The 15,402-nt window shown below is 69.0% G+C and carries 17 protein-coding genes; 2 read left to right on the forward strand and 15 right to left on the reverse strand.

Annotation, left to right across the window (positions count from 1 at the left end):
- Positions 1 to 6: 6 nt before the first annotated feature.
- The 12 genes from ACFVRO_RS17125 to ACFVRO_RS17180 all read right to left on the reverse strand — a co-directional run bounded on the left by ACFVRO_RS17125 (position 7) and on the right by ACFVRO_RS17180 (position 12,863).
- The gene (locus tag ACFVRO_RS17125) at positions 7 to 972 is read right to left on the reverse strand and encodes an NAD-dependent epimerase/dehydratase family protein (protein ID WP_386954553.1); all 966 of its coding nucleotides are present in this window, start codon (positions 970 to 972) and stop codon (positions 7 to 9) included.
- An 82-nt stretch (positions 973 to 1,054) separates the two neighbouring features.
- Complete coding sequence (locus tag ACFVRO_RS17130; protein WP_386954556.1) at positions 1,055 to 1,771, reverse strand: DUF402 domain-containing protein; 717 nt, start codon at positions 1,769 to 1,771, stop codon at positions 1,055 to 1,057.
- Between the two features lie 37 nt (positions 1,772 to 1,808).
- Positions 1,809 to 4,313 carry a phenylalanine--tRNA ligase subunit beta gene (gene pheT, locus ACFVRO_RS17135; RefSeq protein WP_386954559.1) on the reverse strand — a complete coding sequence of 835 codons (2,505 nt, stop codon included), beginning with the start codon at positions 4,311 to 4,313 and terminating at the stop codon, positions 1,809 to 1,811.
- A complete protein-coding gene (pheS, locus tag ACFVRO_RS17140; protein WP_386954562.1) occupies positions 4,313 to 5,353 on the reverse strand; it encodes a phenylalanine--tRNA ligase subunit alpha in 1,041 nt (346 codons plus the stop codon). The genes pheT and pheS overlap by 1 nt, the downstream gene beginning before the upstream one ends.
- Before the next feature lie 45 nt (positions 5,354 to 5,398).
- Entirely contained in the window at positions 5,399 to 6,325 is a 927-nt protein-coding gene (locus ACFVRO_RS17145) for an amino acid ABC transporter permease (RefSeq protein WP_386954564.1), read from the reverse strand.
- Positions 6,322 to 6,969, reverse strand: a complete 648-nt coding sequence (locus ACFVRO_RS17150; protein ID WP_341941759.1) for an amino acid ABC transporter permease — start codon at positions 6,967 to 6,969, stop codon at positions 6,322 to 6,324. Before ACFVRO_RS17150 ends, ACFVRO_RS17145 begins: the two co-directional genes overlap by 4 nt.
- Positions 6,970 to 7,049: 80 nt before the next feature.
- Positions 7,050 to 7,967 (reverse strand): glutamate ABC transporter substrate-binding protein, encoded by a 918-nt coding sequence (locus ACFVRO_RS17155; protein ID WP_386954567.1) that lies wholly within the window; start codon positions 7,965 to 7,967, stop codon positions 7,050 to 7,052.
- 40 nt (positions 7,968 to 8,007) lie between these two features.
- The gene (locus ACFVRO_RS17160; protein WP_386954569.1) at positions 8,008 to 8,754 is read right to left on the reverse strand and encodes an amino acid ABC transporter ATP-binding protein; all 747 of its coding nucleotides are present in this window, start codon (positions 8,752 to 8,754) and stop codon (positions 8,008 to 8,010) included.
- A 236-nt stretch (positions 8,755 to 8,990) separates the two neighbouring features.
- On the reverse strand, positions 8,991 to 9,953 hold the full coding sequence (locus ACFVRO_RS17165; protein ID WP_386954572.1) for a TAXI family TRAP transporter solute-binding subunit: 963 nt from the start codon (positions 9,951 to 9,953) through the stop codon (positions 8,991 to 8,993).
- Complete coding sequence (locus ACFVRO_RS17170; protein WP_386954575.1) at positions 9,950 to 11,326, reverse strand: sensor histidine kinase; 1,377 nt, start codon at positions 11,324 to 11,326, stop codon at positions 9,950 to 9,952. The genes ACFVRO_RS17165 and ACFVRO_RS17170 overlap by 4 nt, the downstream gene beginning before the upstream one ends.
- A 3-nt stretch (positions 11,327 to 11,329) precedes the next feature.
- On the reverse strand, positions 11,330 to 11,998 hold the full coding sequence (locus ACFVRO_RS17175; protein WP_105672394.1) for a response regulator transcription factor: 669 nt from the start codon (positions 11,996 to 11,998) through the stop codon (positions 11,330 to 11,332).
- A 52-nt stretch (positions 11,999 to 12,050) separates the two neighbouring features.
- Positions 12,051 to 12,863 (reverse strand): RNA methyltransferase, encoded by an 813-nt coding sequence (locus tag ACFVRO_RS17180; RefSeq protein WP_105672429.1) that lies wholly within the window; start codon positions 12,861 to 12,863, stop codon positions 12,051 to 12,053.
- 57 nt (positions 12,864 to 12,920) lie between these two features.
- Between ACFVRO_RS17180 and ACFVRO_RS17185 the strand changes: the two genes are divergently transcribed.
- Positions 12,921 to 13,373: a DUF2809 domain-containing protein gene (locus tag ACFVRO_RS17185; protein WP_386954578.1), complete on the forward strand. Its 453-nt coding sequence runs from the start codon at positions 12,921 to 12,923 to the stop codon at positions 13,371 to 13,373.
- 8 nt (positions 13,374 to 13,381) lie between these two features.
- Here ACFVRO_RS17185 and rplT read toward each other — a convergent pair whose 3' ends face one another.
- The 3 genes from rplT to infC form a co-directional block, all read right to left on the reverse strand.
- Entirely contained in the window at positions 13,382 to 13,768 is a 387-nt protein-coding gene (rplT, locus tag ACFVRO_RS17190) for a 50S ribosomal protein L20 (protein ID WP_017202428.1), read from the reverse strand.
- A gap of 33 nt (positions 13,769 to 13,801) precedes the next feature.
- Positions 13,802 to 13,996 carry a 50S ribosomal protein L35 gene (gene rpmI, locus ACFVRO_RS17195; RefSeq protein WP_060927878.1) on the reverse strand — a complete coding sequence of 65 codons (195 nt, stop codon included), beginning with the start codon at positions 13,994 to 13,996 and terminating at the stop codon, positions 13,802 to 13,804.
- Between the two features lie 73 nt (positions 13,997 to 14,069).
- Complete coding sequence (gene infC / locus ACFVRO_RS17200) at positions 14,070 to 14,768, reverse strand: translation initiation factor IF-3 (RefSeq protein ID WP_374197869.1); 699 nt, start codon at positions 14,766 to 14,768, stop codon at positions 14,070 to 14,072.
- A 179-nt stretch (positions 14,769 to 14,947) separates the two neighbouring features.
- Here infC and ACFVRO_RS17205 point away from each other — a divergent pair, with 179 nt between their 5' ends.
- Positions 14,948 to 15,346: a DUF1844 domain-containing protein gene (locus ACFVRO_RS17205; protein ID WP_223586190.1), complete on the forward strand. Its 399-nt coding sequence runs from the start codon at positions 14,948 to 14,950 to the stop codon at positions 15,344 to 15,346.
- Positions 15,347 to 15,402: the final 56 nt, after the last annotated feature.

Below are 15,402 nucleotides of genomic sequence, written 5' to 3' on the forward strand. Positions count from 1 at the left end.
CGCGGGTCACCCGAGCTCGGCGAGCAGCTCCAGCTCGTGGGATCGGGTGAGCCCCGCGCGCCGCTCGCGGTCGACGCCGCGTGCTCGTTCGTCCGCGAGAACCGCGTCCACGGTGTCCGCGAGCGGACGCAGCGTCCCGCCGTCGGAACGATAGGCGGCGTTCGAGCGCGTCATGAAACCGGTCATCTCCGCCGGCAGCCACAGCGGCAGCGAGCGCTCCCCCATCCAGTACTCGACGCCGTGCTCCACGAGCCATCCCTCGTCGGCGGACACCGTGGCGCCGGCATGCCCCGCCACCGCGCGGAACAGTGCGAGCACCTCGCCGAGCGGATGCTCGTCGCCGATCGTGTTCACCGCACCGGTCGATGCCGTGGCGGCCACGTACGCCGCGAGATCATCGACGTCGATCACCTGCGTCGTGCGCCCCTCGGTCGGCGGCAGCAGCACCGTCCCGTCGCCCGCGCGGTCGAAGGCCGCGGCCCAGTATCCGAACCGATCGCTGGGGTCGCCCGCGCCGACGATGAGTCCGGGTCGCACGATGAGCGCCCGGTCTGCGAGAGTGCGCACCGCGTCCTCCGCCGCGACCTTCTGCGGACCGTACTCGTACTCGTCCCCCGGTTCGGCGGCGATGTGCAGCGGAGCGGACTCGTCGGCGCCGACCGTGACGTCGTCGGAATAGGCGGACATCGACGAGACGTACGTCCAGCGTGCGGCTCGGTCTCCGAGCGCCTCGACGGCGGCGACGACATGGTCGGCTCGGGAGGAGATGTCGATCACACGGTCCCAGTCACGGACGGCCGCCTCCGCGTATGCGTCGGGCTCATCGCGGTCGGCCCGCACGAGAGCAGCCCCGCTCGGCGCCGTGCGTGCGCCACGGGCGAGGCACGTGACCTCGACACCGTCGTCGATCAGCCGTCGCGCGATGCGGCCGGAGAGCCAGCCGGTCCCGCCGAGGATCAGTGCAGTCGTCATGCGTCCATGTCATCAGCATCCGCCTCCGCACGGAAGCCCGTTCCGCCCAGAGCAGAGCGCCGACACCGCAACAGAGCAGACCTCAGGGGCGCCGCAGCCCCTCCAGGCCGCGAAGCTCGGGGAGGGTCCACGTCGGGTCGGGGCGCCATGCGACCCACTCCGGGTCGAAGGGCCAGTCGCCGTCGTGGAAGGACTGGATCGCGGCATCCGCATGCCTCTCGATCTGCGCGGCCTGCTCGCAGGTGAGCCGACCCTGCACGATCGCCGCGGCGACCTCGTCTTCGTCCTTGAGATGAACCGTGCGGTCCGCCGCGATCCAGACGTCGAGGATGTGATCCGAGGAGTAGGTGTCGCGGTCGGTGCGCAGGTGGGCGTTCTCCAGATTCACGTACCAGCCGTCGAAGCGCCAGTCGCCGTCATCCGCGTGCGTCCAGAACAGGCACACCGACCAGGGCGCTCCGGCCGGAGCGATGCGCAGGCTGCCGCCGCCCCACCATGCCTCGACGATCCTCGTGCGGCCGTCGAGCCAGCGCCGCTCCAGCGGGATCGAGCGCACACGCTCGCCCGTGACCGTGCCCTGAGCCTCCTGCAGCGTGCCGGAAGCGAGCCAGGCCACGAGACCGCGCTCATCGTCGCGCACGACGCGCATGGGGCTGATCGTCGAGGGATCTCCCGGCTGCCAGCCGGGCGCGCGGTAGTGCCAGTCGATCTGCTCTCCCGGCGTGAGGAACGGACCGTCGCCGAGCGGACGGGCGCCCTCGGGAACGGCCGCCGGGGTGCTGTGCGGGAGGATGCTCATCCCGACACGCTACCCCGGCGCCGTGCCGGAACCGGGCTCAGTCGCGCAGCGCGGCGCCGAACCGCTCCGCCGCGACCGCGACCCCGGCGAGCTTGGCCTCCGTGGCCTCCGCCGCGGTCAGCGTGCGGTCGTCGGCGCGGAAGCGCAGTGCGAACGTGAGGCTCTTGGACCCCTCGGGAACGCCCTCGCCGCGGTAGTCGTCGACCAGTCGCAGGGACTCGAGCATGGGCCCCGCCCCCTCGATGAGAGCGGCACGGACCTCCCCAGCGGGGACCTCCGCAGGCACCGTGAGCGACACGTCCTGCGTCGCCGCGGGGAAGGTCGACAGCGAGGCCGCGACCGTCCCTCCCCCGGCGAGCGAGAGGATGCCGTCGAGATCGAGCTCGAGCACCGTCGCGCGACCGGGCAGATCGGCGTCCTCGGAGACCGCGGGGTGCAGCTCGCCGACGTAGCCGACCTCCACATCCCCGATGCGGAGCGCACCGGCACGGCCGGGGTGGAGTGCGGCGCGCTGCGTCTGCACCACGTCGATCTCGACGCCCGCCGCCGCGGCGATCACGCGCACGGCGTCGAGGGCCTCGGAGAGACCGGCCGCCTCGGCTGCTCGGCCCGGCTGGCGCGCCGACACGTTGCCCGTGAACAGCGCCGCGACGTGACGGTGCTGCGGCGGGATCGACGCGTTCAGCTCTGCGAGCGTCTCGTCCGACGGACGCACGCCGAGCGGCGGCACCTCGTCGGTGCCGTAGACGACGCCGGGCTCAGGCAGGAAGACGACGCCGGTCTCGAAGATCGCGAGGTCCGTGAAGCCGCGCGAGATGTTGCGATGCGCGATCTGCAGCAGCCCGGGGATCAGCGAGCGCCGCAGGTACGGTGCCTGGCCGTCGAGGGCGTTCGCAAGGCGGATGCTGGGCAGGTGCTCGCCTGCGGCGGAGCCGTGCAGATCGTTCTGCGACTCGTTCGTGAACGGGAACGCGGACGTCTCGACGAGTCCTGCGGACGCGAGCGCGTTCGCGACCCGGCGGCGACCCTGCTGGTGCGCGGTGAGTCCGCGGCCGGAGGGCGGCGTGGGCAGCACCGACGGGATGCGGTCGAGCCCGTGGATGCGCGCGACCTCCTCGGCCAGCGTCCACTTGTCCGTGAGGTCGGGACGCCAGGTGGGCGGGATGACCGTCCAGCCGGCGTCGGTCGCGGTGACTTCGGCGCCGATCGTCTCGAGCGCGCCCGAGATCTCGGCATCCGTGTAGTCCACGCCGATGAGCCCCTCGACGAAGCCCGTGGGCAGCTCGATGTCGCCGACGAAGACCTCGGCGAACAGCGCGCCGCCCTCCTCGGTGAGCGTGCCGCCGGCGAGCTCGACCATGAGGTCGGCGGCGCGGCGGGCCGCGACGAACGGGATCAGCGGGTCGACGCCCCGCTCGAAGCGCTTGGACGCCTCGCTGGGCAGCTTGTGACGACGTGCCGAGCGCGCGATCGTGACCGGGTCGAACGTCGCCGCCTCGATGAGGACGTTGCGCGTGGTCTCCGTCATCTCGGTCGTGCCGCCGCCCATGACCCCGGCGATGCCGATGGGGCCCGAGTCGTCGGTGATCAGCAGGTCAGAGGCGTCGAGCGTGCGCTCCTGGCCGTCGAGCGTCGTGATCTTCTCGCCCGCGGAGGCGCGGCGCACGGTGATGCCGCCGCTCAGGGCGTCGAGGTCGTAGCCGTGGAGGGGCTGGCCGAGCTCGAGCATCACGTAGTTCGTGATGTCGATGAGCACGCCGAGAGAGCGCATGCCGGCGAGGGTCAGACGCGCGATCATCCAGGTCGGCGTCGGACGCGACGGGTCGACTCCGCGCACCACGCGGGTGACGAACTCGCTCGCGCCGACGCGTCCGCGCACGGGGGCTTGGTCGTCGACGATCGCGGTGTGACCGGTGCCCGGCTGAAGCTCGGCGAAGTCGCGCTCGGCGGGGTCGCGGAACGCCGCCCCCGTCGCGTGCGAGTACTCGCGAGCCACTCCGCGGAGCGAGAAGGCGTAACCGCGGTCGGGGGTGACGTTGATGTCGACGGCGACGTCGTCGAGTCCGAGGAGCGCGATCGCGTCGGCGCCGACAGGCGCGTCGATGCCCAGGTCGGAGAGCACGACGATGCCGTTGTGCTCATCCCCCAGGCCGAGCTCGCGCGCCGAGGCGATCATGCCGTCGGACACGTGCCCGTAGGTCTTGCGCGCGGCGATCGGGAACGGCCCGGGCAGCACCGCACCCGGAAGCGTCACGATCACCTTGTCGCCGGCGACGAAGTTGTGGGCGCCGCAGACGATGCCGCGGATGCCGCCGTTCGCCTCACCCACGTCGACCTGGCACCAGTTGATCGTCTTGCCGTTCGACTGCGGCTCGCCCTCGAGCGAGACGACCTGACCGACCACGACGGGACCGGTGATGTCGAAGCGGTGGACGTCCTCCTCCTCGAAGCCGACGCGCACCATCGCCTCGAGGACGTCCTCGGGCGTGGCATCCGCTGCCAGATCGACGTACTCACGCAGCCACGAAAGCGGGACGCGCATCACACCACCATCCCGTACTGCTCGCTGAATCGGATATCGCCCTCTGCCATGTCGCGCATGTCCTGCACGTCGCTGCGGAACATGAGCCCGCGTTCGACGCCCATGCCGAAGGCGAAGCCGCTGTAGACGTCGGGGTCGATGCCCGCCGCGCGGAGCACGTTCGGGTTGATCATGCCGCAGCCACCCCACTCGATCCAGCGCGCGCCGCCCTTGAAGGTCGGGTGCCACAGGTCGAGCTCTGCGGAGGGCTCGGTGAAGGGGAAGAAGTTCGTGCGGAAGCGCGTCTTGGCCTCCGGGCCGAAGAGCTGACGCGCGACGTGGTCGAGCGTGCCCTTGAGGTGCGCCATCGAGATGCCCTTGTCGACGACGAGTCCCTCGAACTGGGTGAACACCGGCAGGTGGGTCGCGTCGAACTCGTCGGTGCGGTACACACGGCCGGGGCACAGCACGTAGATCGGCACGTCGCGGTCGAGCATGGACCGCACCTGCACGGGGCTCGTGTGGGTGCGCATCACCAGGTGACGCGAGGCCGGGTCGACGTAGAACGTGTCCTGCTCCTGGCGCGCCGGGTGGTCGACGTCGAAGTTCAGGGCGTCGAAGTTGAACCACTCGTGCTCGAGCTCGGGGCCTTCCGCGATCTCCCACCCCATGCCGACGAAGATGTCGGAGATCTGCTCGCTGAGCAGGGTGAGCGGATGCCGTGCGCCGACGCGCGTGCGGGACGGCACGGCGGTGATGTCGACGCGCTCCGATTCGAGTCGCGCGGCGACCTCGGCCTCGGCGAGCTCGGCTTCCTTGGCGGCGAGCGCCTGGGTGACCTGGCCGCGGCCCTGGCCGACCAGCTTGCCGAACGCCGCTTTGTTCTCGGGGGCGACCTGCCGCATGGACGCGTTCAGGACCGCGAGCGGCGACCCCTCGGCGACGTGTGCGGCGCGGGCCGCCTTCAGCTCGGTGGTGTCGCGCGCCGCCCCGATGGCCTCGAGGGCTGCGGCGACGGCGGCTTCGACCGCTTCTGGGGTGATCTCTGGAGACTCAGACACGAGAGTCGAGTCTACCGGGGGCACGCCGCCGCGCCGTGCGGCTGCTCACAGACCTTGGGCGCCGGAGTTGCTCCCGTCGTGCTTCCCGGCTCGGCTCTGCAGCGCGATCACCTCGGTCATCGTCGACTCGTCGTCTGCAGCCGCGTTGTGCGCGACCGCCGCCTGCTTCGGCGAGCGCTTGGCCCGACGCTGGAGCCGGTAGGCGATGTAGGAGAGCACGAGACAGACCGCCACGTACATCGAGCCGCCGACCATAGCCGCCTGGATCAGTGGAGATCCGTACGGCGCCTGGTTGCCGATCTGGTTGATCACATAGAGCAGCTCCTGGTACGTGATGATGAACCCGAGTGCGGTGTCCTTCAGCGCGACGACGAGCTGAGCGATGATCACAGGCATCATCGCGCGAATGGCCTGCGGCAACAGGACCAGCTGCATCACACCGCTCTTGCGCAGGCCGATGGCGTAACCGGCCTCCCGCTGCCCCCTCGGGAGCGACTCGACGCCGGTGCGCAGCACCTCGGCGAGCACGGACCCGTTGTAGACGATCAATGCGATCACGACCGCGAAGTACGGCGGCATCTTCACGCCGATCACGGGAAGACCGTAGTACAGCAGCATCATGAGAACGAGCACCGGAACCGCCCGCAACACCTCGATGATCCATCTGACCGGCTCACGCACCCAGGCATGGTCGGAGAGACGCCCGATGCCGAGGATGAAACCGAAGACGAGCGATCCGACGCCTGCCGCGGCGAAAGCTCCGAGGGTGCTGAGCAGACCCTGCCCGAACCGCACCCAGACCGCGGAGAAGGTGAAGATGTTCCACTTTTCCGCGCTGAACTGTCCGGTGACGTAGAGCCGCCATGTCACCCAGCCGAGAGCGGCGAGAACGACGAGCACGGTGAGGACGCCGATGATGCGGTTCCGGGCGATCGCCCTGGGTCCAGGGACGTCAAAGAGTACAGAGCTCATCGAGCGATCCTCCACTTGTTCTCGAGATAGCGCTGCAGCCAGCCGAGCAGCAGGACCAGTGCCACGAAGACCACCATGACCCAGAGCAGAACCACCAGCGCGTTCTCGCCCACCTCACTGAGTGACGCGCGGATCGTGCCGAGGTTGACGACCGAGAACCCGGCCGCGACCGTGGTGTTCTTCATGAGGGCGATGAGCACGCTCATCATGGGAGGCACGACAGAGCGCGTAGCCTGCGGCAGCACGACGAACCGCATGACCTGCCCGAAGTTCAGGCCGATCGCCCGCGCCGCCTCCGCCTGCCCGACCGGGACCGTGTTGATGCCGGCCCGGAGGGCTTCGGCGACATAGGTGGCGGTGTAGACGCCGAGCGCGACGATGGCGAGCAGCGTGTAGTTCATCCGCTCGCCTACGAGGATCGGCAGGCAGAACGCGAAGAAGAACATCACGAGGGTCAGCGGCGTGTTGCGAATCCAGTTCACGTACACGCCGCCGACCGCCCGTGCGATCGGCACCGGGGACACCCTCGCTGCTCCTACGACCAGCCCGAGCACCAGGGCGATGAGCCCACCGCCCAGGAACAGCACGATCGTGCCCCCCAGTGCTTCTCCCCAGAGATCGAGGTTGTCTGTGATGACTCCCACTGCTGCTCCTGTCGATTCGTGTGCTCGTGCTGCCCCTGCCGATCAGCGGGCGGCCGAGGATATCGGCCGCCCGCCGGAACTCAGCCGACCGGGTCGACCTTGGGCTGAGTCGCCTTGACCCCGGATGCGCCGAGGTTGTTGTCGAAGATCTGCTGCCAGACGTCGCCGCCATCGGTCAGCTGCGTGTTGAAGTACTCCACCAGCGCGGTGTCGCCCTTGGCGACGCCGATGCCGTAGCGCTCCTCGCTGAACGGCTTGCCGACGACCTTGATCTTGTCGGGGGCCTGCGCCGCGTAGCCGATGAGGATGGCCTCGTCGGTGGTGACGGCATCCACCTGCCCGTTCTTCAGGTCCTCCACGCACTTCGAGTACGTGTCGTACTCCTTGGTCGGGACCTCGGGGTAGTTCGTCTTGATGTTCTGGATCGGCGTCGAGCCGGTCGCGGAGCACACCGTCGTCGACGAGCTCAGGTCGTCGACGCTCTTGATCTTGCTGTCGGAGGCGACGAGGAGGCCCTGCCCGGTGACGAAGTACGGGCCGGCGAAGGAGATCTGCTCCTTGCGCTTGTCGGTGATCGAGTAGGTGCCGACGTAGTAGTCGATGTCGCCGTTCACGATCGCCTGCTCACGGTTCGCCGACGCGATCGCCTGGAACTCGATCTTCTCGGGGTCGACGCCGAGGGATGCCGCCATCCAGCGGGCGATGTCGACGTCGAAGCCGGTGCGCTTCCCCGTCACCGGGTCGAGGTAGCCGAGACCCGGCTGGTCCTCCTTGACGCCGACCTTGACCGTGCCGGAGGACGAGATCCTGTCGAACGTCGGGCTGCCGTCGATCTTGACGTCGGTCGCCACCGTCCACGGCGTGCTGCTCGTCGACGGCTCCTCCTCGGCGCCTCCGCCGGTTCCGGTGCTGGTCGGGGTGCCGCTGTTGCAGGCGGTCAGCGCGAGCAGCGCAGCCGCAGCGATCCCGATTCCTGCCAGTGTCCGTGTGCGTCGCATGTGCGTCTCCTTCGTGTGCTGTGTGTGCAGGGTGGAAAGGTCAGTGGGTGAGGAGCTTCGAGAGGAAGTCCTTGGCGCGATCGCTCTTCGGGTTCGTGAAGAACTCCTCCGGCGTCGCCTCCTCGACGATGCGCCCGTCGGCCATGAAGACGACGCGGTGGGCGGCCTTGCGGGCGAAGCCCATCTCGTGGGTGACGACGATCATCGTCATGCCCTGCTGGGCGAGCTCGATCATGACGTCGAGCACCTCGTTGATCATCTCGGGGTCCAGCGCGCTGGTCGGCTCGTCGAACAGCATCACCTTCGGATGCATCGCCAGCGCACGGGCGATGGCCACGCGCTGCTGCTGACCGCCGGAGAGCTGCGCGGGGAGCTTCGAGGCCTGCTTGGCCACGCCGACGCGCTCCAGGAGCTCCATCGCCTCCTTCTCGGCGTCGGCCTTCTTGATCCCGCGGACCTTGATGGGCCCGAGCGTCACGTTCTCCAGGATCGTCAGGTGCGCGAAGAGGTTGAACGACTGGAAGACCATGCCGACATCGGCGCGGAGGTTCGCGAGCCCCTTGCCCTCGGCGGGCAGCTCCTTGCCGTCGATGCGGATGCTGCCGCTCGTGATCGTCTCCAGGCGGTTGATCGTGCGGCAGAGCGTCGACTTGCCGGAGCCGGAGGGCCCGATCACGACGACGACCTCGCCCTGATCGACCGTGAGGTCGATGTCGGTGAGCGCCTGGAACTCGCCGTAGTGCTTCTGCACGTTCTCGACCACCACAAGGGCGTTACCAGAGGTCATGTGTTCTCCAAACTCGCAGGGTGGTCAGCGGTGCTCGATCGGGGGTGCTCTCCCAGAGAGCTCATGCGCGCCACCCGTCCCCACGGGCGTCTGAGTTCTCCATCGAATCGTGCGCGACCGACCTCACGATGGCAGAGCGCGACGAGCGGTGTCAGACTTCTTGAGGGTTTCTTGAGGCTCGTAACACGGGTGTTACCCAACGGACACGGAGCGACGTGCGTGCGGCGCTCCGCGGCTCAGTTCCTGGTGTCCCGGTAGTACGTCAGCGCACCCGGATGCAGCTCGACGGGCTCGGTGAAGATCGCCTGCCTCCGGTCCAGTCGCGCGGCGACCGGGACCTCCTGAGCGATACGGGAGCGGGCGTCGAACAGGGTGGAGACGATGTCCTCCACCACGGCATCCGGCGTGTCCGTGGCGGTCATCAGGAAGTTCGGGACCGCCATCGTCAGCGTCGGCTCCTCGATGCCATAGGTGCCCGCCGGGATGTCGGCTGGTCGATACGCTCCTGAGTGGCTCGCGTTCACGCTGTTGACCCAGGCCTGCTCCACCGGGAGCAGCCGCACGGGGGTGTTCTCCGCGAGCTGGGCGATCCCCGGAGTGGGCAGGCCGCCCACCCAGAAGAAGCCGTCGATGTCCGAGCTCTGCATGGCGTCGATGGACTCGGCGAGTCCGAGCTGCGGGTCGCTGATCGTCGCGGCATCCACCCCCGCGGCCTCGAGGAGCCTCGTGGCGATCACGTGCACGCCCGAGTTCTCGGCGCCCAGGGAGATGCGCATGCCGGCGAGATCGCGCACATCGTCGATGCGGGAGTCGGCACGCACCACGATGTGCAGGTACTCGTCGTAGAGCCGCGCCACGGCCTTCACGGCGAGGGGTTCCTGGAACACCCCGGTCCCGGCGACGGCGTCGGCCGCGGCATCCCCCTGCGCGAAGCCGACGACGGCCCGTCCGGAGGCGATGCGCAGCAGGTTGTCCACCGAGCCGTTGGTCTCCGCGACGGTCACGGGGGTCCCGAGGCGGGTGGAGAGCTCTCCCGCGAGATGCTCCCCGTAGTCGTAGTAGACCCCCGTCGTGCTTCCGCCGGCGATCACGGTGCTGCTCGTGCTCCACTCGTCGCTCGGCGCGCTGCAGCCGCCGACCCCGACGGCGACGGCTGCCGCGGCGAGCACCGCGACGACCCTGCGCAGGCCTCTCCTCATCGGACGGCTCCGTCCGGGATCCACAGCGACACGAGCAGCCCTCCGTCGTCCGGCGCCTCCACGCTCAGCTCTCCGCCGATCGAGGCGAGGAGGTCGGTGGCGATCGCGAGCCCGAGGCCGGATCCGCTCACGGTCCCCGTCTCGGAACTGCGCCAGAACCGCTCGGTCGCGCTTCCGACCTCGGACGCCTCGAGACCGGGGCCGTTGTCGCGCACGGCGATCCCCGTGCGACCGTCAACTGCGACGGCGCGGACCTCGATGCGACCGCCCTCGGGCGAGTACTTCACGGCGTTGTCGATCACCGCGTCCAGAGCGCTCTCCAGCACCGTCCTGTCCGCCATCGTCGGCACGGCCCGATCGCCGGTCACCTCCACGGTCACCGAGCGACGGCCGGCCACCTCCCGCCAGGCCTCCGCTCGGCGCCGCGCGAGCCCGGCGAGGTCGACGGCGGCGAAGCTCGCATCGCCTCGTCCGCCCTTCGCGAGGCTCAGGAGGGTCTCCAGGATCCGCGTCATCCGCCGCCCCTCCTCCCTGGTCTCCTCGATGTCCTCGCGCCACTCGCGACCGAGGCCCGTCATCAGGTGCTCGACCCTCAGGAGCAGCGCGTTCAGCGGGTTGCGCAGCTCGTGCGAGGCGTTCAGGGCGAACTCCTGCTGACGGGCGAGCACGCGTTCGATCTCGGCGGCCATGCTGTTGAAGAGCACCGTCATGCGACGCAGCTCTGGCGGACCGGTGTCTTCGGAGACCCTGGCGTCCATCTCGCCGCGCTCGATCGCGACCATCGCCTGATCGAGTCGGCGCACCGGCGCCAGGACCCAGTTCGCCAGCCCGAACACGAGCAGCAGCCCGGCGAGGATCGTCGCGATCACGATGAGAGACAGCACGAACCAGTGCTGAAGGATCTCCGACCTCGGCGAATCGGTGCTCGACGAGATCAGGACCACGCCGATCACGTCGCTGTCGTCGAAGACCGGCTCGGCCATGACCGCATCGTTGTCGATCAGGGGGAAGGTGGGCTCCGGCGGCTCAGCGCGACGCCCGCTGAGGGCGAGTTGCACCCGTTCGGACTCCGCCTCCTCCAGCACCGCCGAATCCGGTCCGCTCGCCGCCCACACCTCACCCGACACGTCGACGACCACCACGCGGATGCCGTACACGTCCTGGAACCTGCGGACTTCGCCCTCGAGCACCGCGGGGGTGTCGGCGCGCAGCGACTGCCGCGCACTGGTCACGAAGTAGGTGAGGTCGCCGAACTGATCGCTGTAGAAGGACTGCTGCACGCTGCGCGCCGCGCTCCAGGCGTACGCTCCGCTGAGTGCGAGGACGATCGCGATCAGGGGCACGAGGAAGACGATGACGAGGCGGTTCCGCATGGATCAGCCGCCGATCAGCCGATAGCCGACTCCGCGGACGGTCTCGATGAGCGGCACTGCGACCTTGCGCCTGACCGCGCCCACGTGCACCTCGAGCGAGTGGCTGAAGCCGTGCCAGTCGGTGTTCCAGACCTCTCTGATCAGCCGGTCTCGCGGCACCGCGACACCGGGGTATCTCGCCAGCACGGCGATGATGTCGAACTCCTTCTTGGTGAGATCGACCGGATCGGCGCGCACCCGCAGCTGGCGCTTGACGAAGTCGACCTCGACGGCGCCCCCGTGCAGGCGCACGATCTCCTCCGACTCGACTCTCGCGGGCCGGGTCCTGCGGGTGACCGCCTCGATCCTGGCCAGCAGCTCCTGGATGTCGTAGGGCTTCACGACGAAGTCGTCGGCTCCCGCCCTGAGCCCCCTGATGCGCTCGTCGACCTGACTGCGCGCCGTCACGACGATGATCGGCACATCCGTGCGCGCTCGGATCCGGCGGCAGAGGTCGATGCCATCGACATCGGGGAGGCCGAGATCGAGCAGCACGACCTCGGTGTCGGCTCCGAGGGCGTCCAACGCCTCCTGACCGGTCGCCGCCCGGACCGTGGCGTACCCGGAGCGGCTCAGGAACGCATCGAGAGCCTTCGCGACGCCGGCGTCGTCCTCGACGATCAGAACTCGCATCGGCCCCTGTCCCCACGTCAGGCGGGAACGGCGCCCTGCCGCTCCATCCGGATCAGTCTGCCACGGCTGCGCGCTGCGCGAAGGCGCTCTCGTACAGGCACACGCTCGCGGCGGTCGCGAGGTTCAGCGACTCGGCACGGCCGAAGATCGGGAGCTTGAGGACGCGATCGGCGAGTTCCAGTGCGCTGTCCTCGAGACCGCGGGCCTCGTTGCCGAACAGCCAGGCCGTCGGCTCGGCGAGCACGCCCTCCGCGCGGGCGGCGAGGAGGTCGTCGCCCTTCACGTCTGCAGCGAGGATGCGGAGCCCGGCGTCGTGCGCCCGCTCCACGACCTCGGCGAGATCGCCCGCGACCGACACGGGCAGGTGGAACAGCGACCCCGTGGTCGCGCGGACGACCTTGGGGTTGTACGGGTCGACGGTGCGGCCGGTGAGCACGACGGCATCGGCTCCGGCGGCATCCGCTGCCCTGATGATCGTGCCGAGATTGCCGGGGTCGCGCACCTCCTCGCAGATCGCGACGAGACGAGGCGACGACGCGAAGACATCGCGCACCGACGTCGGCGTCTGCTGGACGACCGCGACGAGCCCCTGAGGGGTCACGGTGTCGGCCATGGCGTTGAGGACGTACTCGGTGACGTACTCGACGTCGACGTCGGCATCCACCGCCTTCGCCCTGATGTCCGGATGCTTGTCCCACCCCGTCGGGGTCGCGAAGAGCTCGACGATCGTCTCGGGTCGGTAGGTCAGCGCCTCGCGCACGGCCTGCGGGCCCTCGAGGAGGTACAGCCCTGTCTCTGTTCGCGCGCTGCGCTTGGTCAGCTTCGCGACGGCACGGACTCGGGGGGACCGGGGGTTCTCCAGCACGATCACAGTCTAGGGAACGTGGAGGTCCTTCTCGCGCCATCCGGATAAGGTGCGTGCATGATGACGGATGCCGCCCCGACGCCGATCCGCCGACGGCTCGTGCTCGCGGTGCTCGCCGCCCCGACCGTGGGGCTGGGGCTGCTCGTGCACCGGTCGGTCTCGGGCCCCGTCGGAGATGTCGTCGGCGATGCGCTCTACGCCGTGCTCATCTATCTGCTCGCGACCTTCGTCGCCCCACGTGTGCGGCCGTTGCGGCCGGCCCTCATCGCCTTCACGATCTGCGCGGGGATCGAGCTGCTCCAGCTCACCGGGCTCCCCCGTCTCTGGGCAGCGGAGTTCCCACCGATCGGCCTGGTACTGGGGGCCGGCTTCGACCCGCGCGACCTCGTCGTCTACGCCGTCGCCGTCATCGCGGCCGCCGTCGTCGACGAGGCCATCGCGCGTCGTCGGGGCTCACTCGCTCCCGGAAACGCCACAGGGCGCCCTCCCGAAGGAGAGCGCCCTGTGTGAAGAGGTGCTTACGCAGCCGACTTCGGAGCGTTGACGTCGGAGGGCAGAGCCTTCTTCGCCGTCTCCACCAGCGTGGTGAAGGTCGCAGCGTCGTTGACCGCGAGGTCGGCGAGCATGCGACGGTCGACCGTGACACCCGCGAGGCCGAGGCCCTGGATGAAGCGGTTGTAGGTCATGCCGTTCTGGCGGGCAGCGGCGTTGATGCGCTGGATCCACAGACGACGGAAGTCGCCCTTGCGCTTGCGACGGTCCCGGTACGAGTAGACCAGGGAGTGGATGACCTGCTCCTTGGCCTTACGGTAGAGGCGCGAACGCTGACCGCGGTAGCCGGAGGCGCGCTCGAGGATGACGCGACGCTTCTTGTGGGCGTTTACCGCCCGCTTGACTCTTGCCATTTTCCTGTGTTCCTATTCGTGCGTTCGATCGCGTCAGCGACCGAGAAGCTTCTTCGCGACCTTGAAGTCTGCCTTCGACAGAACCTGGTCCTGGTTGAGGCGACGGGTGCGACGGCTCGACTTGTGCTCGAGGTTGTGGCGCATCCCGGCCTGCTGCTTCTTCAGCTTGCCGCTGCCGGTGATCTTGAAGCGCTTCTTAGCACCCGAGTGGGTCTTCTGCTTCGGCATCTTCTCTTCCTTCGTATGGCGCCTTCTCAGGCGACGGTGTCAACCCGCGGTGCGGGAGTATGTGGGGCGGGAGTTACTCCGCTGCGGCGCCTTCGGCGGGAGCATCGGTCTTGGCCTCGCGGGCCGCCTGCTTGTTCGCTGCGCGCTGCGCGTCGCGAACGGCGTTCTGCTCCTGCTTCGCCTCGGACTTGCTCTTGAGCGGAGCCACGATCATGACCATGTTGCGTCCATCGATGGTCGGGTTGGACTCGACCGTTCCGAGCTCGGCGACGTCCTCGGCGAACTTGCGGAGAAGACGGACACCCTGCTCCGGACGCGACTGCTCGCGACCGCGGAACAGGATCATGGCCTTGACCTTGTCGCCCGCCTTGAGGAAGCCCTCGGCGCGCTTGAGCTTCGTCGTGTAGTCGTGCGCCTCGATCTTCAGGCGGAAGCGGACCTCCTTGAGGATGGTGTTCGCCTGGTTGCGGCGAGCTTCCTTCTCCTTCTGGGCGGCTTCGTACTTGAACTTGCCGTAGTCCATGATCTTGACCACGGGCGGCTTCGAGTTGGGTGCGACCTCGACGAGGTCGAGGTCGGCTTCCTGCGCAAGGCGCAGCGCCGCCTCGATGCGGACGACGCCGATCTGCTCACCCGCGGGGCCGACGAGGCGGACCTCGGGGACGCGGATGCGCTCATTGGTGCGGGGATCGCTGATGCGGAACTCCTTAGACGATGGTTTCGGCCACCGGATGCTGTTCGCAATCCGGGCGAAATCAGAATCGTCTCCCACCCACCGGCATCCAGACGCCGGCTTCGCACCCAGTCTGCCGGCGGCATCTGTCGATGCGATCCGGTGGAGTGCAAGACCCGGTAGCCTGGAACGGCAAGCGCGGGTGGGAAGTGAATCCTCTTTCGTACCGGAGCATGACGCTCCGGAGCCCGACAAAGTCTAACAGAAGGCAAGGCGAAGTGACGAACCAGGCATCGGACGAGGCTGCACGCGAGCGCGAAGAGCGCTGGGCCCGACAGGAGGAGGCCGCGTCATCCGCCACCCGGGACATCGCAGACGTCCCCGCCGTCGAGGTGATCACGACCGCGGCCGTGCACCTCATGAGCGCCGCAGCCGTCAAGCTCGGCCTCGCCGACGACCCGGATGCCGCAGCGCAGCTCGACCTCGACGAGGCGCGCAAGCTCATCAACGCGCTGGCCGGACTCATCACGGCCGGCGCCCCCGAGATCAGCGACATGCACGCGCGGTCGCTGCGCGACGGACTGCGGTCCCTGCAGCTCGCTTTCCGCGAGGCCTCCGTCATCCCCGACCCGATCGGCAAGGGGCCGGGCGAGAAGTGGACGGGGCCGGTCAACTAGTCTCTCGTTGCCGGACTCCGGGATGTCTTGGTCAGGCAAAGAACGGGACCCTCCCG

The sequence above is a fragment of the Microbacterium sp. NPDC057944 genome, from assembly GCF_042887445.1.
GTDB classification, from domain to species: Bacteria; Actinomycetota; Actinomycetes; order Actinomycetales; family Microbacteriaceae; genus Microbacterium; species Microbacterium natoriense.